This is a genomic window from Burkholderia sp. MS455 (assembly GCF_016899445.1).
Lineage (GTDB): Bacteria > Pseudomonadota > Gammaproteobacteria > Burkholderiales > Burkholderiaceae > Burkholderia > Burkholderia pyrrocinia_C.
Genome location: NZ_CP041778.1, coordinates 1,208,397 through 1,231,431, shown reverse-complemented (window position 1 = coordinate 1,231,431; position 23,035 = coordinate 1,208,397). Strand labels below are relative to the sequence as shown.

The window sequence follows — 23,035 nt, the reverse complement described above, 5'->3', positions numbered from 1 at the left end:
CGAGCTGACCGCGCGCGATAAGATTCGTCGCGCTATCGACTTGACGTTTGCTTTCCACTACAGCCAAATTTCTCATCCGTAACGCTCCGCGCCAATCAATATCACACGACGTTTCTGAGCAGCTCCTTTCTTACTCGCTCCCATGCCCTAAACAAAAACGTATCGGATACAACATCGTCCGGATCTGCCTGCTTCCGGGTTTCTTTCGCATGTCGACTCGCGTTCGAGTAATAGCCGTAACGAAACGGTGAAGGCTTAAATCCATTGAAAACAAGGCCATCCACATCCACTCCAACCTTGTTCAAGTTCTCGATCGCTTCCACCACGCCGGCGTAGCTGACCGAACCTTGCCGGGCCACCATCAACGTGACGTCAGCGAACCTCGACAACATAGCGACGCTTGCTACCGGACGTGCCAATGGCGCATCCACGACAATCATGTCGTATTCGCCTCGCAGTGAGGTGATCAGCGCCTCCAGTCTTTCGGTTCCGTACAGATTCCGCGCCGGCTTGACATGTTTTCCGGCAGGCAGTACGTCAAAATTTTCACGGATGCGACAAATCGCCCTCTTGAGATCGAGTGAGCCGTTCAACACATCCGACAAACCCTTCTCGTATTTCACCGACAAGCATCGCTCAATGCTCGATTCGCTCACATCGGCACGCACAAGCAAGGTCTTGAAGCCACTTTCCGAGAACAGGTGAGCAAGATTGGCGGAGACCATCGACTTGCCCTGCCCCGGCTCGGGAGACGTGACCAGAACGGTCCTTGATTTGCCGCGCTCCGCGGTCATCCTGTAACGCAACAACAAGGTCAGATTTTCCAGCGCTTCGGCCAGCGGCGTATCAGGGTGCTCCCTCACGGCGACGAACGCTGACCTGTTGCTCATGTCAGCCTCGATCTGATGCGGCGAGGCCGGAACAACGCAAAGCAGCGGAACGCCGGCCATCGCTTCCAGATGCTTCGGATCGCGAATGTACTGAAAAAGCAACGCCCTGCCTTGTGCCGCAGCAACGCCCAGTATCAGTCCGATCGCCGCACCGAGCACGATCACGAGCATACGCTTCGGCCGAATCGGCTTGTTGCTGACGTCAGCCTTGTCGATGATGGACGCATTGCCAACCGTGCCCGCTTTCGCAATCTGCAACTGCTGCGTGTTGTTCAGCAAACCGACATATAGCTGATTGTTGACCTCGACTTCGCGCGCCAAGCGCAAATAGGTCTGCTGCTGCGACGGCAAGTGCGCAACTTTGCTTTTCAATTCGGCCGACTGCTGATCGAGCGTCTTCAGCTTGTTGGCTACGGCGGCGATCTGAGGTTGTCCGGCAACATACTTGGACGACAAGTCCTGATATTCGAGCTTGGCTTCGAGCCGCGACTTTTCGACAAGCGCCAGCTGATCGATCAGCAGTTTCACATCGCCTTGCGAATCGATCGATCCTTGCGCGTTACGAAACGCGTTCAGCGCTTGCTCCGCCTGCTCCAGCCGCGCCTTCACCGCCGGTAATTGCGTCTCGAGAAACGCCAGACTGTGCTCGGCGTCCTCGGAGCGTCGTCTTGCATTGGCGTCCAGATAGGCCGCAGCGATGGCGTTGAGTAGTCGTGCGGCAAACACGGGATCGGGGTCCTCGAGACTCAACTGCATGATGCCCGACTGGCGTTTCGTTTCCGCCCCGCTCAATTTCTCCAGGATCGCGTCAAGCCGCACGGGCGTGGGGACACGCCGCACGCGAAACTCCGTACCGACGCGCGCCACGATCCTCGATACATCCACCAGATAGCCGTTACCCGCGCTTGGTTTGCCGATTACCCCCGTCAACACCTCCTGGCCGTTACTGTCCTTCAACACGAACCGGTTGCCTTCGAGATAATCAAACTCCAGCTTCTTGCCGATCTGAGCATCCGGAACGTCGAATTTCCTGAATTCGATTCTTTCACCGCCCCATGCCCAGAACGGCGTATCGAACAACGGGACGACGAGACCATCCGCGTCTCTTGACAAAATCGAAGCAAGCAAGGCGCCGACAAGCGGAATCCGGTTGCTGACCGAAATATCAGCCTGCGCGACGGTCGCCTCGATCGCCTGGGTGACAACCGTGCGCGAGCGAGCGATATCGATTTCGCCGACTACCGCCGAGTTTTCGATGTCCAGTGCATTTGAAATCTCCGAAAGCGAACCCAGCGCACTATGCTTGTTTTCCTGAACCCGTATCAACGTGTCAACGGAATACATCGGCGTTGCTGCGATGGCATATATAAACGCCAACAGCAGACACCCCAGGAAAACAGCAAGAAAGACGTATCGATGATCAAACACATTTTCCAGAAATTCGGCCAGCGTAAGCCTAAATGTATCGCGAGAAGCACTTCCTGCTCCGTCGCGATACCCATTCGATGAAGGCCTATCCAATGCCATGCACAAGCTCCAAAATTTCCGCCCTGACAGGCTTCTTGTCGCAGTGCGTGCGTTTGGTCACTTTGGTCACGCATGCCGCACTATTCGTGCCGGGACACATCACCCTGGCACCTGCTCTGTATACAACCGCGGCACGCCCAAAAACGCACCACCGAACCCTTGCCCTGTGAGCCTGCGAACAAATGATTCTGGTTACCGGAACCACTATGCGATAAACGCACGGCGTGCTACGTGCGATGGCTTACATTAAGAGCCACTGGTGGATCGAATCACTGGGTTGCCAACCCGTCTCGTGCTATGTTAAGAGTGCCGTTTCGCTAGCGAGTGGATTATGGCAATACGGCGGCGTGATGACGAAGTCAGACACATGACGTGGACGCGCCATGTCATATCGCTCATCCAGTGTTGCGCCGCCGTTTTGACAATTCTTTTCAAGCAAGACGGCACGGGATCATTGATGCGAGGATATAAAGATGAAACGCTCCGGTACGCAAAGGCACGGCAAATATTCACAAGAAATTGGTTTTAAATTCGATGCCGGCCTGGTCGGCAGGTCGGCGCGTCGGCGGGACCCACATCGGTGGTTTCCGTGGTCCAGGTGATGAAACCTCGCCATCGATATTGGAATCGCCTCGACGCTATCTCGATCTTGTTGAGCTTCGGGCTGCAGGCCGGCAGATAGAACAGGACAGCCTTGTGACAGATCGGCCACCGATCCTGCATTGGATATGGATCGGTATGTTCATGCCGCAGTCCAAAGGACACCGCATCGGCAGTAACGGTTCGATCCGTGTCCACAATTCGTCGTCGATGACTGTTTGACCCGTCCCCTCGACTCGCATCGCTCGGAACATCAACGTTAACAGCTCGCCGACAAGGCTAACAGTCCCTTCCGGTCTTTATGAAACCGTCCATTAACGCGCACGCCCCTTCCCTGGGTCGTACAACGTGAGCCATGCAGGAACGAGTCTCGGCCTTGCACACGTCTCGCATGCGATCGGGTTGCTTCACACGACGGTTGTCCGGTTTTCCGCCTCCCCCCGGATCATGGGTCGGCCGGAATTCCAGGCAGCATCCGATGACGTCAAGACGTTTGATGGTCGGGTGATCGAAACGGCAAGCCGAACCGATGACAGCCAGACATGGATCGCAGGCGAGCATTCCACGCGGCATCGTTGTTTTCGTTGATTCTGGAGTGCATTCCGATGTTGCACGAGAGCAATCGGCAAGATCGTCGGGAGGGAATCAATCATGTCACGAACACGAACGAACGTTTGTGATGTCGCTCCGCGGTGGTCCGGTCAATGGCGAACGTCAAGGTACTTCGCGTAAATATTTCCTGTTTAACTATGCTGAATGACGACATGAACAACCACCAGCTATTCGACACGTTGGTGCCGAGCAAGAACAAACATGCAGTGCGTCGAGTATGCGCTGCGGTCTCCCTGGCGATTTCCACTTTGCTTTCCGCGTGCGCATTTGCGCCCGGCCAGCACATGGCAGAACCCGCTGCATTACCGGTCACGACCGCCGACAACGGCGACGTGACCAGTGACATGAAGGTTCCGCTCAAGCAGATCGATCTGACTCTGATCAACCAGATTCGCGCGGAGCAGAAAGGCCGAACCGCGTTGCCGATCCCGAGCAATCTGCTCGGCAAACCGAATGGCTACAAGCTTGGTCCGGGCGACGTATTGCAAATCACGGTATGGGATCACCCGGAGTTCGCTGCCGCTGTCGGCCAGCCCACGCAGAACACGAAGTCGTCCGACGCGGCGCCTGGCTTCGTTATCGATAGCGACGGTAACGTGCAGTTTCCATACGTGACTCGACCGATCCACGCCGCCGGGAAGACTGCGGCACAAGTCCAGCGGGAACTCGATGCCGAACTCAAAAAGGTGTTTGTCAAACCGCAAGTGACCGTTCGCGTGGCATCTTTCCGCGCCGGGCAGGTATATATAGACGGCGAAGTGCGCGCGCCCGGTTCGCAGGCGGTCAACGACATTCCGATGACACTGGTCGAAGCGGTCAATCGCGCCGGTGGCTTTGCACCGACCGCGGATCAGAGCCGCGTGACCATCACGCGCAATGGAACGATCTATCCGGTGAATGTCGCGCAGATGATGAAAACGGGCAAGAGCCCCGCCGCTATCATGCTGCAGTCGGGCGACCTGCTGCACGTAGGCGCTCGCGACGAAAATCCCGTCTACGTAATGGGCGAAGTAAACAAGCCGCAGGCCGTGCCACCGCTCCGCGACGGCTCGCTCACGCTGAGTGAAGCGCTTTCGGAGGCCGGCCAGCTCAACCAGCAGACGTCGAATGCCAAACAGGTGTTCGTGCTGCGCAAGGCCGCCGACAGCGAACCCGTCATCTATCACCTCGATTTGGAGTCGCCTGTTTCGATGCTGCTCGCGAATCAGTTCCCGCTCGCGTCGAAGGACATCGTCTATGTCGATAACACCGGGCTGGTCCGCGCGAGCCGCGTGCTGAACCTGCTGCTGCCGGCGATCAGCGCGGGGTTGACCGGCGCGCTCGTCACCAAGTAATCGGCATATGGGACGGACCACGGCGGGAGGTCGATAACGATGTGCGCCATTGGGGGCGGCGCTCGCTGTGGAACCGCCGCCAACGTTCGATGAGCACCTTGGCCTCAGCACGGCTTCGGAACCATTCCAGGTTCAGCAATTCGTCACGCAGCTTGCCAGTAGGGCTCTCGACGAACCCGTTTTGCCACGGACTGCCAGGCGCGATGAAGACCGGACCAATTGCGGTGTCTCGCAGCCAGCATCTGCTCGGCAATCAGGCGCTCGAGCCGCTCGTTCTCCGACTCGAGATTCTTGAGCCGGCGAGCGTCGGCCACATCCATGCCGTCGAACTTGTTGCGCCAGCGATAGAACGTCTGTTTTGCGATGTTGTGGCGCTTTCGGAGATCCCTCACCGGTTCGTCCCGGTTCTCGGCCTCGCGCAGACAGCGTGCGAATCGCATCAACCCGAACGCGCCGACAGCTTGATCAGACCGACACGTTCACGACAGAGTACATAGGCGAGCGCGACAGCTACTGCCGTTTCGGCGATCAACACCGCGACAGCCGCGCCGCGCTCCGCGAACAGCATGGCAAGCGGCGGCAGCAATGTCACGTTCAACACACCGGATGAGATCAGGATGATGCTGAAGGCGCGCTTCATGCCAATCACCAGCATAGTTTGAACACCGAACAGATCCGTCATACATGCCATGAACGGCACCAGCGCCAGGCAACGCAGCACGCCGATCGTCGGCGCAAACGAGCTGCCGTACAGGATCCGAACGACCATCGGCGCGCATGCGTAGATCGTTGCCGACATTGCCAGCACCAACGCGCCCTGCACCACGATCAGCTTTCTCAAGAACGCAAACGCGTCGTCACGCGCGTGATGCATCAGATAGGTGACGTGCGGATAGGTTGCAGCCCTCAGCGGTTGCAGCAGACCGACTGCGGCCCGGATCAACTTGTCACCCGCGGCAAAATAGCCGGCGGCGACACTGCCCGAGACGATACTCAGCAGGACGGTATTGGTCGATGCGTAGAACGAGATTGACGTCGATGCGAGGAATACCTGCGAGCCGCCTTTCAGGGCGGCGGCGATGTCGGCAAACCGTATGCGGACGCTTTCGATCTCACGACGAAAGATCAGGTACGCAAGCAACGTCACCCCGCAAAGCAATGGAACCGCCGCGTTGATGGCAACCGCGTTCAGGAGATCGTCCGGCGTGCGCACCCACATGAAGAAGGCGACGACACTGAGTGCACGGTACACAACCACCGTGACACTGTAGACGCTCAACTTCTGGATCCCCTGAAAGTACCAGCCCGGCGTAAGCGCGGCACCGATCGCCATCCCGAACCCGATCAGCAGGGCCGCGCGTTCCGCCGTGAAATGCGGGATGAGCATGGTCAGAGCGACAAGTACGGCAAAGCCGGCGACAGTGATCGCCCATTGGGCGCAAACCGTTGCCCAGAAAATGCGGGATCGCTCCTCCCTGCCGTTCGCGAGTGCGACACGCGGTGTTGCAGTCAGGTCAAAGCTGTAATTCGCCAGATTGATGAAATACGTTGTAACCGCAAGCACGAACGACAACCGTCCGTACTGTTGGGGGCCGAGCACGCGCGTCAGGAGAGGCAACGTAACGAGCGGCACGACGTACGTCGAGATTTGCAGTGCAAACAACAAGACCAGGTTTTTTCGAACGGCGGTCATCATGCCTTCTGGGCTGAGTGTGAACAGTGTGCCGACTGTCAATGTGCCCACGTGCGCGGTACATCCGTGCCAATGCCGAGTACGGCATACAGCGACGACGCGTAGCATTCGACCGAGTAACGCGACCAGTCGTAGTGACGATTTTCGCTGTCGAGGTGCGCGCGCAGTTCGGTAAGTGCGCGCGCGAAGCCTTCGGACGTACTCCGGTAGCGAATCTTGTTGCCGATCTCGTCGCCAAAGGTCGAAAGGCTTCCGATGTCGTGCACAAGCGCCGGCAGGCCGAGCATCGCCGCCTCGACGATCACGAGAGGGGCATTTTCCACCCAGATCGACGGCAACACGAGGGCATCGTGCGTTGGAAGCGCGGCGAATAACGTTGCATGATCGAGGCGCCCGGCGAAACGCAGCCTCCCCGACTCGACGAGCGTCGTGTAATGTTTCTCCAGGTCGCTCCGCTCCGATCCGTCGCCGTAGACCGTAAGCGACGCAATCGCATCGCCGGCAGATTCGTTCATGAGCGCGAGAAACTGAGCGAGGCCCTTGTCCGCTTCCACACGACCGACGAAAGCGAGATCGAGTCGATCGCCTCGGGCAGGTTTGGGCGGACAGGGAACCAGCGTCGAGTCAATCGGGTTCGGCAGAAGTGTGGCGGGCGTTCGACCACACCGTGCAATGAGGTCACGCATGAACGGACTCGGACAGAGAATCTCGTCAAACAAGCCAAGCGGGTCGAAAATCGCATTGACAGCATGCCAATGCAACTTTTTCGCGACGTCGTGAAGAAAGCCGCGCGGGCTGGCGTTGAGAGCGAAACGCGTTCCGCGATGCAGTTGGTCGAGTGACAACGGTTGCGCGCGCCCGCGGGAATAGACCAGCAGGCTCGGGTTGTAAAACAACAGATGGTAATCGTGCGCGGTCATGTATAAACCACATCCCGAGTGCCGCTTGTAGCGGACGAGCACGGGCAGAATCGCACTCGACAGCAGGTTGTGGTAATTGTGTACGAGGATCCGTTCCGGACGAAACCGATCGAGCAGTGTGACGAGCGCACGTGCAGCGGCAGGTGACCACGCTCGTGCGCGCCGACCGCCTTCGGAATCGGGCAGTGTGTGCTCATCGAAAGTTTCGACTACAACGTCGTTGCGGGCGCGAAGCACGTCGACGGATACCCGGTACACCTCCTCGGCACCACCCTTGCGAACGAAGTCGTTGATGACGAGCACACGCATCACAATGAACCGTTATGGCGCGTTGCCTGCAGCGCATAGTGTTTGCTCATTCTTCGACATCCATGGCAATTTCGTAGCATCAACATTCCTGAACGGCCTCATGGCGCCGACACCATCGAAAACGGGCGACGCGAGAATTGGATGCCGCCACGATATCGTGTCGCGAATCGAGGTTCTGTTCGCACGATTACTTTTGGACGGTCGATGACAGGCCGCCCGGCAAACCGGGGCTTGTTGCGCCCCGCTTTCCGGCAACCTGCCCGTCATTCAGCCGTCCCCGACACGTCGGCCCACGCCGCGTTCGTTCCGGTTCTGCGCTTGCGGGAAGGCTACGGGGTCACACGTTTCGCTCCTGCGTTCGCTTTCCGGGTCGCGGCAGGCTCGGCCGGCGCATGCCAGCCGGAAAGCAACTCAACGCAGCGGTCGATGACGTATTGCGCGGCGACATTGCCGTGCAGTGAATGATCGAGTGCGTCCTGCGTGTCGATCGATACATTCTGCAAATGTGAGAACGCACCTGACACGGGGCCGAAATGCCGGACTACGACATCGATGCCGGGATCGAACGTACCGTAAATGAAGTGAGCCTGAATGCCGCGCGCGGACATGTCGCGCAGTAACCCCCGTGGTGTGTCCTTGCCCGCCACCTGGCCGACACGCTCCATGAGGCGCATGACCGGCACGGTCATGCAATCCGTGACGAAGCGGGCAAATGCGCGCACTACCGGACGCAGATCGCGACCTTCGAGCAGCAGACGGCACCACTTGTCGACGCTGCGCAACGATGCGATATAGCCGCGCATCGAATTGGTCTGGTTATTGACTACATTCGAGAGCGTCTCGCCACGCGGCCAGATAAAAACCGGGAGATTGACCGTAATCACACCGGCGAGCGATCCACGTGCGGCCGCATGCAGCGATGCGTATGCCCCGGAACAGATCCCGAATGTAACGACCTTGTGGTGACCGGCCTCTTTCAGCCAATGCGCGGCCGATACCAAATCGGCAATCGTCTGGTCCGAATACGGAATGTCGGACTGGTCGTCGCGTGCGCGACGGCTGCTGTCTCCAATGCCGCTCGAATCAATGCGCAGGCTGCGGATACCGACCGCCGCAAGCGATCGGGCCAGGCGAACTGCAAGGCGTCCGTCGGCGGTACGCGGATTAGCGGCAGTATTGGCCATCAGCAGCGTGGGTGCCGCGGCGCGGATCGAGTCGCCGGCCGGTTCGCACAGCACGCCAACCAGTTGCTGCGGTCCCACGCAAATCATCCGTTCGACGCTGCCGTTTCCAGCCAACTCGAAGCCGGACACGGGGCGCCGTGCCGAGGCGCAAACGGTTGCTTCAGAACGGTCGTCGAGCCAGTTCGCGATCGTATCGAGCAGCGCATCGGGCAGCCTCGACCAGTGCGGTTCGCGCATGGCGGCCGCCCAGTCCGAACACGCCTGGATGCTCGCCGCGACACCGCGCACCTGCAGTGCGTCCAATAACGCAGGACTGTCGCCATACGATACATCGACGAGCAACGCGCGCGCAGGCAACGTACGCATGTGGCCGGCAGCTTCGCACAGGTCGATGCGCCGGAGCGCGCCGACGAGATCGTCGGGATACGCATGGCCAAGTACGTTGAACGACCTATCGTTGCGAACCGCATCCCGCACAGTCGGTGGCGCGTTGTCGAGCCAGCGTTGCGCCACGAGCGAAAGCTCTCGCACATAACTGCGACCACGCACAACGGGTGCAAGTGCGATGAAACTTGTGAGTCCGGGTATGCCATCGGTGGCGAGAAATGCCAATGCCGCACCAGCGCGCACGCCGACGAGTGTCAGGCTGTCCACCTCGGCGTTTTCGTACAGCGTCCGAACAGCATGCCGGACGCTCTCGAGCATGTGGTCGAACCGTTCGGAATCCCGTTCGTCTCCAAGCGAATCGCCGCTCGCCGGATAGTGAAAGCGCAGCACCGGGAAGCCGCGGTCGGCAAGATGCTCGGCAATTGAACGCACAAGTTTGTGAAGCCAAAGCGCCTCATGGCCGAGCGGTTCGCAGATGACAACGCCATGTGGTCGATTCCCCTCGTGAAGCCACCCAACGCATCCATCGAACTGGATGGGTGTCATGGTTTGGTCCTTGTTTTAAGTGTCTGACGGGCCGGATTTCCATGCATGCTTGCCTCGGTCCAAGGGACAAGCGGTCGATCATTGCCCAGATGAATAAAGTGAGGTGGACGTACGACACGCGAGCATCCGCCGCAGACCACCCCGATCCGCGGGTCCTTCGAGATGGAGAGCGGTTTCGAGAATGCTCTTGTTCGCATTCCCAATCTCACGGTCTTGCACATCGGATGACCTCGATGCACCGGGCAGACGCCCCCGCCCCCGATGCATACAGAAAGTAGACCATTCAATGCTGACGTAATCCGTACGTCACATTACATTTCCAATGCAGCACATCTTGCATCGCACCGGTCAGGCAGGGATGATGAATTCGTGCTGCCCTGGTTCGACAAGCGCGGAAAGAGCCGCGAATACGACATTCGAAGGCGGGTTTCACGGAGTAACGGCACGGGCAGTCAGCGTACCCAGCGCCGCAGACGGAATCGGCAGGTTCACGACGCGGCTCCAGCGCACAAGCGATGACGCATCGACGAATACGACGTCGTGACGATCGAGCACGATCTGCTCGGCGAGCGCTTCGCACCGGTTCATGCGCCCGTCGGTCAACGTCAGCGTCGCCGGGCGTGACACCTCGTCGAGCACGAACACTTTGCATCGTCGTCTCGAACGACACCCGTTACAACACTGGACAGCCCGCACCAGCATCACCGCGCCGATCATGCTCCGACGAAGCCGCTCATGCGGGAATACCTGATTGGACACCCTCCGGGGCGGCGTGTATGTGAGCAACCCCACCAAAAACCTATCTTCACACAAACATGTGGTCGCGCCGACCCGCCCTGCACGCCGCGTTCGATTCCCGCACTACTGTCCCAGTCTCGGAATCATCGTGACGGTGGGCGCGGCACTATAGGTGACGGTCATCGCGTCGCCCGGCTTGAGATCGACCATCCCGTTCGTCAACCCGGTTGCATACGCCTGCTGCCCGTTTCTCGACACGCTGATTGACGACACCGTACCGCCGGCGATCGACATGCTGACCGCACTCGGATAGCTGTTCGCGAACGTCCACGGCGAAGCACTCACCGTTTGTGCAACCGGCGTCAGTTGCACACCGAAGCCGACAAAGCCGTTTTGAGCGATATTGTCTTCGCTCCACGACGTGTAGGCCCATGAGTTCGATGAGATCAGCGAGTCGATTGCGCGAGGATAGTTGGCCGGCTGGGCCAGATAGTTTCCCCGCAGTTTGAGCGATGCCCCGGCCGTGAGCGTCCCGACCGTGATGAAGCGAGCGAACCCGTTGCAGCAGCCGATATTTTCCCCGGCATTGCCGCTGATCTCCGTGAACGACGCGCACGATCCGTCCACGTAGATCCCGTCCTTCGAGATGCCGGACAACTGATTCTTCGAGACGATGCACCCTCGGGTGTTGTACAGGGCGATTCCGGAAACGGCGCTCAGTCCGCCGGTCCCGGTGAACGTAATCGACGCGCCACTGGCAATTCCGCTGCCCGTGAAATTATTGGACAGCGTGACGGTCGGGCCCTTTCCGTTACCGGAAACCGACGTCACATAAGTGCCGACCGGAATGTTCGTTCCGGATACGCCTTGCCCCACCGCACAGCCGCGTGCCGACGGATACGGCGTAAACGTCAGCGTGTTGGTTCCCGCCGCCGATGCGGCCGAGGTCGCGATCGTTTGAGACGTCATGCAGACCATCGGGGTAAAGACGATGGAAGCACCGCTCGCCACGGTGCCGGTCGTCGCCTTGCTGAGCGTCACCGAATTCGCCGTCAGGCCGGTCACGAAGGTTCCGGCCGCGATGTTGGTACCGCTGACGCTCTGCCCGATCGACACGCCTGTCGTTTCGTTACCCGGCGAGCCGAAGCCGTAGGTATCGGTGTAGGTCACGCCTGTCGTCGTGGCGAACGTCAGCGACGTGGCGCCGCTCGCGGCCGAAGCCGCCGTCGCAATCGTCGCCCCGAACAGGCCAACGCCGGAAAAAATCACGGTCCCGCCACTCGGTACGGTCGCATTCTGGTTCAGCGTTACCGTCGATACACCGGCCGATACGACCGTGCCGATCGATACGCTTGTCGACCCGTTGAAATACCAGGCCGTCATGCCGACGGCAACGCCAGGGGTATTGGCAAAGTTCAGCGTCCGAGACGCCGACGTCGCACTGATCGTCGTCAACGGGAATCCGTTCTTGTTGTTCGGATCCCATGCATTGCTGATCGTGTTCTGCGAAATATTGACGTGGATGTTGCTTCCGGCCGGCTGCCACAGTCCGATCGGCGTTCCCGCCGCGTTCTTGATCGTGTTGTTGACGATCGTGATATTCGAATTATTGAATCCGGCCGTCGCGGTCACGGCCAATGCCGCATAGCCGATCGGGCCATTTGGCGAATTGACTATTGCACCGATGTTGGATTGAACCCCGCACGTATCCAGAACATTATTGGCGACCGTCACATTATCGTTACCGTACGACTGGTAAACGCTCGTCAACTCTGACGCGACATAAACACCGGCACCCATCGGATTGTAGATCTGGTTGTCGGTCACCGTGATGTCTTGAGCACCTACAATCGCTATGCCGCGTGCATATTTGGTTCCGACAACCCGGTTATTTGCAATCGTAATGCGTTGGGGACGGACGCCCTCGTTGAAATAGCCAACCACGGCAAACGCGTCATCGCCGCCGTTGATCACTTCATTGTTCGTGACGGTGATGTCCGAGCTTGCCTTGGTGACGTGAATGCCGTCATGCCAGATATTGAGCAGGGTATTGCCGAACACCTTGCCGTTGACGCAACTGCGCATTATCGCGCCGCCACCGGCCGAGTTATTGAACTTGCACCCCGAAATTTCAAACTGGCTGCAGCCCAGCATGTTGAGTGAACCAGCGTTCTCGTCCGGATAATACGCAGTCGAATTCTTCGAAAAGAATTGCAGATTCCGCACCTTGAAATTGCTGACATTCCTCCAGTAAATCACCGAATTCTGGCCTTGCGGCGTCGTGCACTGCAGGATCGAGTCCCACCCGGCCCCGATGATCGAGGCCGTTGCAGTCAGCGTATTGCTGTACAGGTAAGTTCCCGGCGGAAAATACAACGGGATCCCGGCATTGAGCGCTACCTGGAGTGCCGCCGTATCATCGGTCACGCCGTCACCCACCACTCCGAACCGCCTCACACTCATCGGCAAATCGACCAATTCCTGGAGAAGCGTTCTTGCGGTCAGGCCCGTCGCCGTACCAACGATATATGTAGCCGGAAACTCTGCTGTCATTTGAGCACTCCTGCGATCGCAATCCATTGCGACGCAAAAAATTGACGTTAAATTGCGGGATTCTCGGCGATCACCCAATTTCGCATACATCGTTTCGCGACCTTGTCGACCACCTCGATGCGCGCGTACTCGCATCTGAACGCACGAACAGTCTCAGAATAGGGGCAGATTTCTCAACGAAAGGTGCGCGGAATAACCGAAGTAGGCAGGCGGTTCCGAAAAATCCTCGCGCTCCCGATACGGCAGAAACGCGACAGGGATTCCGGCGCTGCTCCACGCACTGGCTGCGTATCGATCCGACACGAAGGAACGGCAGTTCAACGACATCACGATGGACGACGATTTTTCCTCGGACGAGTACTTCTTACCCCGCCGCACAGCCGCAATCGGGAACGATGACCGTCTTTTTGCCACGTCGCGCGACCGTGCCAAATAAAGATCGTACGTATCGGTAGAAACACCGATGCTGTAGTCGGACTACATTCATACCATTAGTCGCTGCTGAGAGTCGCTACATCCGATTCGACAACGTCGAGCGGCCTGTGCGTCGCCGCCCGCGTTGACCGGTCGAGCCCAACCGGCCGTAACGATTCCCCGCCTGGCCTGGCATGCCGACGCACAACCACACTGCATCGCCAGCCGAATGCGTCCGGTGCGAACCCACCGGATGTGCGCAGCTCCAGACATCATTCGAACAACCGGCAATTCGATCATGGAGAGCAACATGCGGGACAAACTCTGGCCGGCCGTCGTGCTGGCAGCGACCCTCTGCACCACCGCCTACGCGGGCAACGCCGATTTCAACTCGCAGGGCGACGCCACCGACGCGTTCGCGTCGTCCGCCGCGCAACGGCGCGCCGACCTGCTCGTGCGCAAGATGACGCTCGACGAAAAAATTCAGTTCATTCATTCGCAATACGAAATGTCCAAGGTGCCGGGCGGCGGCGCCGGCTACATCCAGGGCGTGCCGCGGCTCGGCATTCCCGATCTCAACATGGTCGACTCGGCGACCGGTTCCGGCAGCACGTCGCAGGCCAGCACGACGTTCCCCGCGACGATCGCCGTCGCCGCGAGCTGGGATCGCCGCCTGTCGTACGACTTCGGCAAGCAGGTCGCGATCCAGTTGCGCGCGCAAGGGTTCGGCATGGGCCTCGCCGGCGGCACCAATCTCGCGCGCGAACCGCGCGGCGGCCGCCTGTTCGAGTATCTCGGCGAGGATCCGCTGCTCGCCGGCGACCTGCTCGCCGAACGCACGCTCGCGACGCAGCGGCAGAAAGTCATCGCGACCATCAAGCACTACGCCGGCAACGAACAGGAGCACGGCCGGATGGGCGGCAACACGCAGATCGACGAGCGCACGCTGCGCGAGCTGTACCTGCTGCCGTTCGAGATCGCCGCGAAGCGCGGGCGGCCAGGCAGCGTGATGTGCAGCTACAACCGCCTGAACGGCACGTATGCGTGCGAGAACAATCACCTGCTGAACGACGTGCTGAAGAACGAATGGGGCTTCCAGGGCCAGGTGCAGTCCGACTGGGGCGCGACGCACAGCACCGCCGCCGCGATCAACGCCGGGCTCGACGAGGAAGAAGACGTCGGGCCGAGCGTGTTCCTGACACCGGCGGCAGTCAAGCAGGCGATTGCGAACGGCTCGGTGTCGACCGCGCGCCTCGACGACATGGTGCGCCGCAAGCTCGCCGTGATGATCCGCGTCGGCGTGATGGACGATCCGGCCAAGGGCGGCGGCACGATCGATTTCGCGGCCGCGAACCGGTTCGCGCAAGCCGCCTCCGAGCAGTCGATCGTACTGCTGAAGAACGACGGCAACCAGTTGCCGCTTGCCGCGTCTGCGCTGTCGCATATCGCCGTGATCGGCGGCCATGCCGATGCGGCCGTGCTGTCGGGCGGCGGCTCGGGCAACACGCGCGACCCGGTGACGGGTTCGTTCGCGGGTTGCGGCGGCCTGACGTTCGGATCGTCGACGGGATGCAGCTGGTGGCGCAATCCGTGGCTGAAGGTCGACGTACCGATCGTCGCGGCGATCCGCGCGCTCGCGCCGGCCGCGCAGGTCACGTATGCGGGCAACAGCGACCAGCAGTCGCCGTTCCGCGCGTACACGCAGCAGGAGATCGACCAGGCCGCCGCGCTCGCCGGCCGCTCGGACGTCGCGATCGTCGTGGTCGCGCAGCCGGCCGGCGAGGATTTCGGCGAACTGCAAAGTCTGAGTCTCGCGAACCCGTCGAACCAGGATGCGCTCGTCGAAGCCGTCGCGCGCGCGAATCCGCATACGATCGTCGTCGTCCAGAGCGGCAACCCGGTGCTGATGCCGTGGAAGGACCGGGTGTCCGCGATCGTCGAGGCGTGGTATCCGGGCGAAGCCGGCGGCAAGGCGATCGCGAACGTGCTGTTCGGCGCCGTCAATCCGTCCGGCAAGCTGCCCGTCACATTCCCGGCGCGCGACCAGGATTCGCCGACGTGGGGGCAAAACGGCGCGTTCGAGAACGATCCCGTCTACGCGGAGAAGCTGAACATGGGCTATCGCTGGTATGACGCGCGCAACATCAAGCCGATGTTCGAGTTCGGCTACGGGCTGTCGTATACGCACTTCGCGTATTCGGGGCTGTCGGTGTCGCGGCAATGGGACGGCTCGCTGAGCGTCGCGTTCACCGTGCGCAACGACGGGCGCGTCGCCGGTGCGGAAACGCCGCAGGTCTATCTCGGCGTGCCGTACAAGGACGAACCGCCGAAGCGGCTGGTCGGCTGGGAGAAGATCCGGCTGAATCCGGGCGAGGCGCGGCATGTTCGCGTCACCGTGTCGCCGCGGATGCAGAGCGTGTGGGATACGTCGCGCAACGGCTGGCGCGTCGTGCCGGGCGGGACGGTGTATGTCGGCGCGTCGTCGCGCGATATCCGGCTGCAGGGCAACTGAGCGGCGATGAATCGACGGGGGCGCCGCACATGACGTGCGCGGCGCCCCCGCATTTGCTCATCTGCTGATGATCTTCACCAGAACCACTCAACCGGCGCTCTGCTCCGGCCGGGCCGAGCGACAGATTTCGGCAAGCACATCGAGACCACGCGCCGGCTCGCGCACGAACGGATTCGACTCGTCCCATGCATAGCCGGCCAGGATCGAGCAGATCATCCGCTTGACTTCCGGAGCCTTGTCGTCATGGAAGACGATGTCCTGCAGATCGCCGGAATACCAGCGTTCGACGAATGCGCGGAACGTATCGATTCCCTTGCGCAGCGGCATGCCGTAGTCGCGCTGCCAGTCGACCGTCTCGCCGCACAGGTGGCGCTCGAGCGTTGCGACCGCCAGATGGGACGACCGCAGCGCGATCGTCACGCCCGACGAGAAGATCGGGTCCAGAAACTCGCCCGCATTGCCGAGCAACGCGTAACCGGGGCCGTGAAGGCGCTCGACGTTCGACGCGTAGCCGCCAATGTGCCGCACCGGCATCACGAACGGCTTGCTGCCGACGAGGCGCGCCAGCGTGGGTTCGGTCTGCAGCAACTCGCGCAGCAGTTCTTCGCGGCGCGTGTCCGGCACGTCGAGGAAAGCGGCCTCCGCCACGCACCCGACCGACGAGCGTCCGTTCGTTAGCGGAATCATCCAGAACCACACGTCGCGCCGCTCGGGGTGCACCGCGATGCAGATCTTGTCGCGATCGGTCGATCCCGCGGGCAAGCGATCCTCGACGTGCGAGAAGATCGCCGCGCGCATTGGCAGCCGCGTCGGCGCCTCGAGGTCGAGCAGGCGCGGCAGCACCCTGCCGAATCCGCTTGCATCGAGCACGAACGACGCGTGCACGCGGTAATCGCTCCCGGCTTCGTCCACGACATCGAGCGTCGGGCGATCGCCCGGCACAAACGCGCGCACCGTGTGACCGAATCGGACGTCGGCACCTTGCCGAGCCGCGCAGCGAATCAGCACGTCGTCGAACGTGGCGCGCTCGACCTGATACGCCGTCCCCCATCCTTCCGTAAACTTCTCGCGAAAATCGAACGACGACATCCGGTCGCGATGCACGAAGTACGCGCCGTTCTTGAACTGGAACCCTGCCTCGACGACCGCCTGCAGCATGCCGGCCTCGTCGAGATAATCCATGCTCTGCGGCAGCAGGCTTTCGCCGATCGAGAAGCGCGGAAAATGCTGGCGCTCGAGCACCAGCACCGACCGTCCGGCCTTGCGCAACAGCCCCGCTGCAACCGCGCCGGCAGGTCCTGCGCCGATGATCGCTACGTCGACCGATTCCGATTTCATTTCATTCATGCTCGCCTTCCATCCCGGTTCATCGGGCAGGTTGATTCTTTGCGCCGCAATTCGGCGATGCAAACTACAATAACCGTTCAACAAAAGATACCAACGAGAAGCACATGACAGCTTATCGCACGCGCACGTCCACTTACGTTCCCGAAACCGCATTCGGCATCTGGTTTCTTCGCACGCACACCTGGGAACATCATGTGCTTCGCGTGGCCATCAACGATCTGAAGCGGCTCGTCGCGGCGCCGTTGCCGAAGTCGCCCGTCATCCTCGATGCCGGCTGCGGACAAGGCAAGTCGTTTCGCTTGCTGAACGACGCGTTCGCTCCCGGCAAGATCGTCGGGATCGACTGCCACGACGAATCGCTTGCGCATGCGTCGGAAGCAGCCCGGCACTGCGGCACCCTCGTCGAATTGCGGCATGCCGATTGCGCAAGCATTCCGCTCGCCGACGCAAGCGTCGACGTCGTTTTCTGCCACCAGACCTTCCACCATCTCGTCGAACAGGAACGTGCGCTGGCCGAGTTCCATCGGGTGCTGAAGCCGGGCGGCGTACTGCTGTTCGCCGAGTCGACCGACGCCTATATCAAGTCGTGGGTCATCCGGCTGTTGTTTCGACATCCTATGCAGGTCCAGAAAAGCGCGGACGGCTATCTCGCGATGCTGCGTGAAACCGGCTTCGCGTTCGACGCCCGAAACGTGTCGTTTCCGTATCTGTGGTGGAGCCGCGCGAATGACTTCGGCCTGCTCGAACGCATCGGCCTGCACAGCCCGAAGCCCGGCAAGCGTCGCGAGACGCTCGTCAACGTCGCCGCACGCAAGCCAGCCTGAACGGGGCCCGCCATCGGGCGGCCCTCGTTCAGGCTCGCCCGCCGCGCGTCAGTGCTTCAGCGTCACGACCTCGCCCGTCAGCGCCACGCCAGCCACGAATGCGCCCGCACCGCAGGTAAAGTCGGTCGTACTGCTGCGCAACACGTTCCGGTAGTTGCTCTTGATCCCGACGACAGCGTTGCCGCCCTCCTTCCGCGCTCGCGCCTGAAGCTCGAGCGCCGCCGACAGGAACACGTGCTGGCACGCGGCCTCGTCGCTCTTGCCGAACGCGTTGGTTTTCTTGTTGGTCGCGAAGGTGCCGTACGACTTGACGATCTTCGGGTGCGACTGATCGCCGAAATAGAGCGCGACATCGTCGCCGAGCGTGTCGCCCTCGCTCGTCATCGCGCTCTCGATCGGATAGTTGCCGACAGAATCGCGCGCATGAGCCTGCGACATCGCCAACGTGGCGACGAGCAGCGAGAATACAATCCGGTATTTCATGCCGTCCTCCGTGTCATTGCTTGTCGAGCAACACGACGTCGCCGGACACAGCGATCGCGCCGGCGCTGCCACTCACGCCGCAGGTGTACTCGGTCGTCGAATCGGAACGCTTGTCGTGAAAGCGCGTCGTCACGTTGATGACCGCGTTCCCGCCATGATTCTTCGCATATTCGCGCAGACGTTCCAGCGCCGTGCTCAACGCCTGTTCGCACGTCGGCTGTTCCGCGTCGGTCGCACGCCGCACGCGCACCGACTCCGAACGCGGGCCGATGTTCGTCTTCACTGCCGGATGAGCTTGCGTCCCGAAATACAGGCTGACACCCGACGCATCCTGCGCCGTCGCCGACGCGGGCAGCGGCAGCGAACGAACCACGGTGCCGCAGCCCGTCAACAACGTCGCCGCGATCAGCATGCCGGCCAGATGTGCTTTCTGCTTCATTGTTCTTGTCCTCTCAGCTCAGTAGGTTCACTTCAATCGCCTTTCCAGGCATCCAACAACACACTTGCGCAGCTCCCGCCGAACCCGAACGAGATCGATAGCGCCCGCCCGATCCGCTCGGCCCTCGCTTCGCGCACCAGCGGCATCCGGCCGAGCGCAGGATCGGGCTCGCCCTCGACCGCCGTGCCGGCAACGAAACCGTCACGCATCATCAAAATCGTGTAGATCGCCTCGTGCGCCCCGCTCGCGCCGAGCGGATGGCCGGTCATTCCTTTCGTCGACGAAAACGGCGGCACGTTGCCGCCGAACACGTCGGCAAGCGCCTTCAACTCCTCGACATCGCCAAGCGCTGTCGACGGCGCATGCGTGTTCACGTAATCGGGCAGTCGTCCGCCGCCTTCGATCGCCATGCGGATCGCACGCGCGATCCCCGCTGCGTGCGGCGTTGCCATGCCCGCGCCATCCGTGCCCTGGCCGAACCCGGTCAGTTCCGCGTAGATTCGCGCGCCGCGCGAGCGTGCATGGTCGAGCGACTCGAGCACGAGGATGCCCGCCCCCGAAGCGATCACGAAGCCGTCACGGCCGCACGCGTACGGACGGGACGCCTGCGTCGGCGTGTCGTTATAACCGGCCGACAACGCGCCCATCGCGTCGAACATCAGCGTCATGTTGTCGTGGAGCGCCTCGCTGCCGCCCGCGAGCACGATGTCCTGGCAGCCCGAACGGATCAACTGCATCGCATGCCCGATCGCCAGCGCACCGCTCGTGCACGCGGAAGACGGCGAATAGGACACGCCCTCGATGCCGAACAACTGCGCGACGCACGCCGACGCCGTGCTGCTCATCGCACGCGGGACGATATAGGGCGGCGTCTTGTCGATCCCGCGCTGCACCGCGATCGCCATCGCGTCGTCATAGTCGGCCATCGAGCCGATGCCCGAGCCGATGATCGCGCCGGCGCGCGGCGAGCGCAGCGTCGCGGGATCGAGTCCGGCATCGCGGAGTGCCGCGGCGGCGGCATGCGCGCCGAAGCGAGCGGTATCGCCCATGAAGCGCTCGTGCTTGCGCGCGAACGGCGCAGCCGCATCGACACTGGCGACGCCCGCGACCTGGCTGCGGAAACCACGCGTGCGCCAGCCGTCGATGCGACGAATAGCGGAGCGGCCGGCACGCAGCGCGGCCGACACGTCGTCGAGCGAATTGCCCAGACACGACACGATGCCGAGCCCCGTGACGACGACGCGCGCCGGCGCGTAACCGGTTGCGCTCACGCGACGCCCCTGCGGAAGATCAACGACGTGTTGATCCCACCGAAGGCGAAGTTGTTGCTCATCGCGAACTCCGCGTCGATCGCGCGCGCGCCGTCGACGATGTAGTCGAGCGAAGCACAAGCCGGATCGACGTTATCGAGGTTGAGCGTCGGCACGTACCAGTTGCGCTTCATCATCTCGATCGTCCACCACGCCTCGAGCGCGCCGCACGCGCCGAGCGTATGACCGACATAGCTCTTCAGCGAACTGATCGGCATGTTTTCGCCGAACACCGATGCCGTCGCATGACTCTCGGCGACATCGCCGCGATCGGTCGACGTGCCGTGTGCATTCACGTACGCAATCGCCGCCGGATCGAGCGACGCGTCGCGCAGCGCCAGCCGCATCGCGATCGCCATCGTTTCGGCGGTCGGCTGCGTAATGTGTCCGCCGTCCGAATTGCAGCCGAAGCCGACGATCTCGGCATGGATCGTCGCGCCACGCGCGAGCGCATGTTCGTATTCCTCGAGCACCAGCGTCGCGGCCCCTTCCCCGACGACCAGACCGTCGCGGCCGACGTCGAACGGCCGCGGCGTCAGTGCGGCGGCATCGTTGCGCGTACTGGTGGCATACAGCGTGTCGAACACCGCGACGGCCGGCCCCGACAACTCTTCGGCCCCGCCGGCGAGCATCAATGCCTGCTTGCCGGCCGCGATCGCCTCGTATGCGTAACCGATCGCCTGGCTGCCGGACGCGCACGCCGACGACGCCGGCACGATGCGGCCCTTCATATCCCAGAACAGGCTGACGTTGACGGCCGTCGTATGCGGCATCATCTGCACGTAGCTGTTCGACGTCACGTCGCGCATCGAGCCGGTCTCGAGCATCGTGCCGAACGCGCGGATCGGCTCGACCGAACCCGACGACGAGCCGTAAGCGACGCCCATCCGGCCGTCCTTGATCGACGGATCGTCAGCGAGCCCGGCATCGGCAAGCGCGAGTTCGCTCGCCCGCACCGCATACAGCGACACCGGCCCCATCGACCGGGTCTTCTTGCGCGGGTACCATGCCGGCGCCGCGAAGCCCGGCAGCGGACACGCGAGCCGCGTATGCAGCGACTCGTAGCAGTCCCACTCCTGCATGCGCCGCACCGCGTTGCGCGCGCCGCGCAGGCGCGCCTCGATTTCCGGCCACGTTTCGCCGAAAGCGGTCACGCCGCCCATTCCCGTCACGACGACTCGCTTCATCACACCATCCCGCCGTTGACGCCGATCACTTGCCGCGTCACATAGGTCGCCGCATCGGACATCAGGAATCCAACCACCGCCGCCACTTCGTCGGGCTGTCCGACACGTCCCATCGGCACGGTCTGCAGCGCGTGCTCGAGCGGTACGTCATCGAGCATGCCGGTGTCGACGAGGCCGGGGGCAACGCAATTGACCGTGATGCGTCGCGACGCCAGTTCGACCGCGAGCGCCTTGGTCGCGCCGATCAACCCGGCCTTCGCCGCGCTGTAGTTGACTTGTCCGCGATTGCCGATGACGCCCGATACCGACGCGATCGTCACGATGCGTCCCCCGGCGCGCAACCGCACCATCGGCATCGTCAGTGGATGGACGACGTTGTAGAACCCGTCCAGCCCGGTCTCGATCACGACGTCCCAGTCCTCGTCCGTCAGCGCGGGAAACGCGCCATCGCGCGTGACGCCGGCGCTGCACACGATGCCGTAGTACGCGCCGTTCGCTTCCACGTCAGTCTCGAGCTGCTGCCGACAGGCCGTGCGGTCGCGCACGTCGAACTGCAGCACGCCCGCCGTGCCGCCCTGCTCGCGGATCGCGGCCGCGACGGCTTCCGCCTGGTCGCGACCGCTGCGGCAGTGAACCGTCACGGAGAAGCCGTCCGACGCGAGGCGCATGGCAACGGCCCGGCCGATACCGCGGCTCGCGCCGGTCACGAGTACTCGCCGAGTCATGAATTGAAACTCCCTTCGATAAAAGACTGAAAATCGTCCGGCTGGTACACCTTGACGATCGCCTCCGCGCAGCACCGATCGCCTGCATGGATCTCGCATTCGTAGGCGCCGTGCCCTTCGTCGCCACGCAGCAATTCGCGCGCGGTGATCCGCAATGCCGTGCCGGCGTCGAACGCGGCCCGGTGAGCGGTGTAACGGTTCGCACCGAGCAGCACGCCCGGTTTCGCTCGCCCGCCCGCATGCCGTGCGAGCAACCCGACGTGCGCGGCAATCGCCTGCGCCATCAGCTCGATACCGATCCACGCCGGCATCGCACCGTCGTCGCCGGCATACCAGGCATCGTCGCGCACGCTCGCGGCCACCTCGATCGCCGTTTCCGAACAGCGTTCGATCGCGTCGAGCAGCAACATCGTGCCGCGATGCGGCAGCACGTCGAGCACGTCGCAAACGGCGATCTCCGCACCGTCGTGCAACGTTTCGGTCAGCGAACCGGTCTGCATG

General features: G+C 61.8%; 16 protein-coding genes and 2 pseudogenes. 3 read left to right on the top strand and 15 right to left on the bottom strand.

The features are described from left to right. Positions 1-101: 101 nt before the first annotated feature. On the bottom strand, positions 102-2,417 hold the full coding sequence (locus FPJ27_RS10155) for a GNVR domain-containing protein (protein ID WP_204422787.1): 2,316 nt from the start codon (positions 2,415-2,417) through the stop codon (positions 102-104). 1,364 nt (positions 2,418-3,781) lie between these two features. Here FPJ27_RS10155 and FPJ27_RS10150 point away from each other — a divergent pair. Beyond that, the gene (locus FPJ27_RS10150) at positions 3,782-4,963 is read left to right on the top strand and encodes a polysaccharide biosynthesis/export family protein (RefSeq protein WP_204422786.1); all 1,182 of its coding nucleotides are present in this window, start codon (positions 3,782-3,784) and stop codon (positions 4,961-4,963) included. Here FPJ27_RS10150 and FPJ27_RS36410 read toward each other — a convergent pair. From FPJ27_RS36410 to FPJ27_RS10120, 7 genes and pseudogenes are all read right to left on the bottom strand, one after another. Beyond that, a pseudogene (locus FPJ27_RS36410) lies at positions 4,953-5,174 on the bottom strand (transposase); the annotation flags it as partial. The gene FPJ27_RS10150 and the pseudogene FPJ27_RS36410 overlap by 11 nt on opposite strands. Beyond that, positions 5,107-5,403, bottom strand: a complete 297-nt coding sequence (locus FPJ27_RS10145; protein WP_239483275.1) for a transposase — start codon at positions 5,401-5,403, stop codon at positions 5,107-5,109. The gene FPJ27_RS10145 and the pseudogene FPJ27_RS36410, both read right to left, overlap by 68 nt. Next, positions 5,403-6,656: an oligosaccharide flippase family protein gene (locus FPJ27_RS10140; RefSeq protein ID WP_204423150.1), complete on the bottom strand. Its 1,254-nt coding sequence runs from the start codon at positions 6,654-6,656 to the stop codon at positions 5,403-5,405. Before FPJ27_RS10140 ends, FPJ27_RS10145 begins: the two co-directional genes overlap by 1 nt. Before the next feature lie 38 nt (positions 6,657-6,694). Then, positions 6,695-7,885, bottom strand: a complete 1,191-nt coding sequence (locus FPJ27_RS10135) for a glycosyltransferase family 4 protein (protein ID WP_204422785.1) — start codon at positions 7,883-7,885, stop codon at positions 6,695-6,697. Positions 7,886-8,214: 329 nt separating this feature from the next. Next, on the bottom strand, positions 8,215-10,002 hold the full coding sequence (locus FPJ27_RS10130; RefSeq protein WP_204422784.1) for an alpha/beta hydrolase: 1,788 nt from the start codon (positions 10,000-10,002) through the stop codon (positions 8,215-8,217). Between the two features lie 429 nt (positions 10,003-10,431). Then, positions 10,432-10,650 (bottom strand): annotated as a pseudogene (locus FPJ27_RS10125) (sugar transporter); the annotation flags it as partial. A gap of 213 nt (positions 10,651-10,863) precedes the next feature. Continuing rightward, positions 10,864-13,293, bottom strand: a complete 2,430-nt coding sequence (locus tag FPJ27_RS10120) for a right-handed parallel beta-helix repeat-containing protein (RefSeq protein WP_204422783.1) — start codon at positions 13,291-13,293, stop codon at positions 10,864-10,866. Between the two features lie 724 nt (positions 13,294-14,017). Between FPJ27_RS10120 and FPJ27_RS10115 the strand changes: the two genes are divergently transcribed. Next, entirely contained in the window at positions 14,018-16,219 is a 2,202-nt protein-coding gene (locus FPJ27_RS10115) for a glycoside hydrolase family 3 C-terminal domain-containing protein (protein WP_204422782.1), read from the top strand. A gap of 87 nt (positions 16,220-16,306) precedes the next feature. Here FPJ27_RS10115 and FPJ27_RS10110 read toward each other — a convergent pair whose 3' ends face one another. Further along, positions 16,307-17,566 (bottom strand): NAD(P)/FAD-dependent oxidoreductase, encoded by a 1,260-nt coding sequence (locus FPJ27_RS10110; RefSeq protein WP_204422781.1) that lies wholly within the window; start codon positions 17,564-17,566, stop codon positions 16,307-16,309. 104 nt (positions 17,567-17,670) lie between these two features. Between FPJ27_RS10110 and FPJ27_RS10105 the strand changes: the two genes are divergently transcribed. After that, on the top strand, positions 17,671-18,390 hold the full coding sequence (locus FPJ27_RS10105) for a class I SAM-dependent methyltransferase (RefSeq protein ID WP_072436629.1): 720 nt from the start codon (positions 17,671-17,673) through the stop codon (positions 18,388-18,390). A 48-nt stretch (positions 18,391-18,438) separates the two neighbouring features. Here FPJ27_RS10105 and FPJ27_RS10100 read toward each other — a convergent pair whose 3' ends face one another. Genes FPJ27_RS10100 through FPJ27_RS10075 form a run of 6 tightly spaced genes read right to left on the bottom strand, consistent with a single transcriptional unit; the run spans position 18,439 to position 23,034 of the window. Next, positions 18,439-18,873 carry an excinuclease ABC subunit A gene (locus tag FPJ27_RS10100; protein ID WP_204422780.1) on the bottom strand — a complete coding sequence of 145 codons (435 nt, stop codon included), beginning with the start codon at positions 18,871-18,873 and terminating at the stop codon, positions 18,439-18,441. 13 nt (positions 18,874-18,886) lie between these two features. Beyond that, positions 18,887-19,312, bottom strand: coding sequence for a signal peptidase (locus FPJ27_RS10095; protein ID WP_204422779.1), 426 nt, complete (start codon positions 19,310-19,312; stop codon positions 18,887-18,889). A 32-nt stretch (positions 19,313-19,344) separates the two neighbouring features. Further along, complete coding sequence (locus FPJ27_RS10090) at positions 19,345-20,583, bottom strand: beta-ketoacyl-[acyl-carrier-protein] synthase family protein (RefSeq protein ID WP_204422778.1); 1,239 nt, start codon at positions 20,581-20,583, stop codon at positions 19,345-19,347. Continuing rightward, complete coding sequence (locus FPJ27_RS10085; RefSeq protein ID WP_204422777.1) at positions 20,580-21,809, bottom strand: beta-ketoacyl-ACP synthase; 1,230 nt, start codon at positions 21,807-21,809, stop codon at positions 20,580-20,582. The genes FPJ27_RS10090 and FPJ27_RS10085 overlap by 4 nt, the downstream gene beginning before the upstream one ends. Next, positions 21,809-22,534, bottom strand: a complete 726-nt coding sequence (locus FPJ27_RS10080) for a 3-ketoacyl-ACP reductase FabG2 (protein ID WP_175958954.1) — start codon at positions 22,532-22,534, stop codon at positions 21,809-21,811. The genes FPJ27_RS10085 and FPJ27_RS10080 overlap by 1 nt, the downstream gene beginning before the upstream one ends. Next, on the bottom strand, positions 22,531-23,034 hold the full coding sequence (locus tag FPJ27_RS10075) for a hotdog family protein (protein WP_204422776.1): 504 nt from the start codon (positions 23,032-23,034) through the stop codon (positions 22,531-22,533). The genes FPJ27_RS10080 and FPJ27_RS10075 overlap by 4 nt, the downstream gene beginning before the upstream one ends. Position 23,035: the final 1 nt, after the last annotated feature.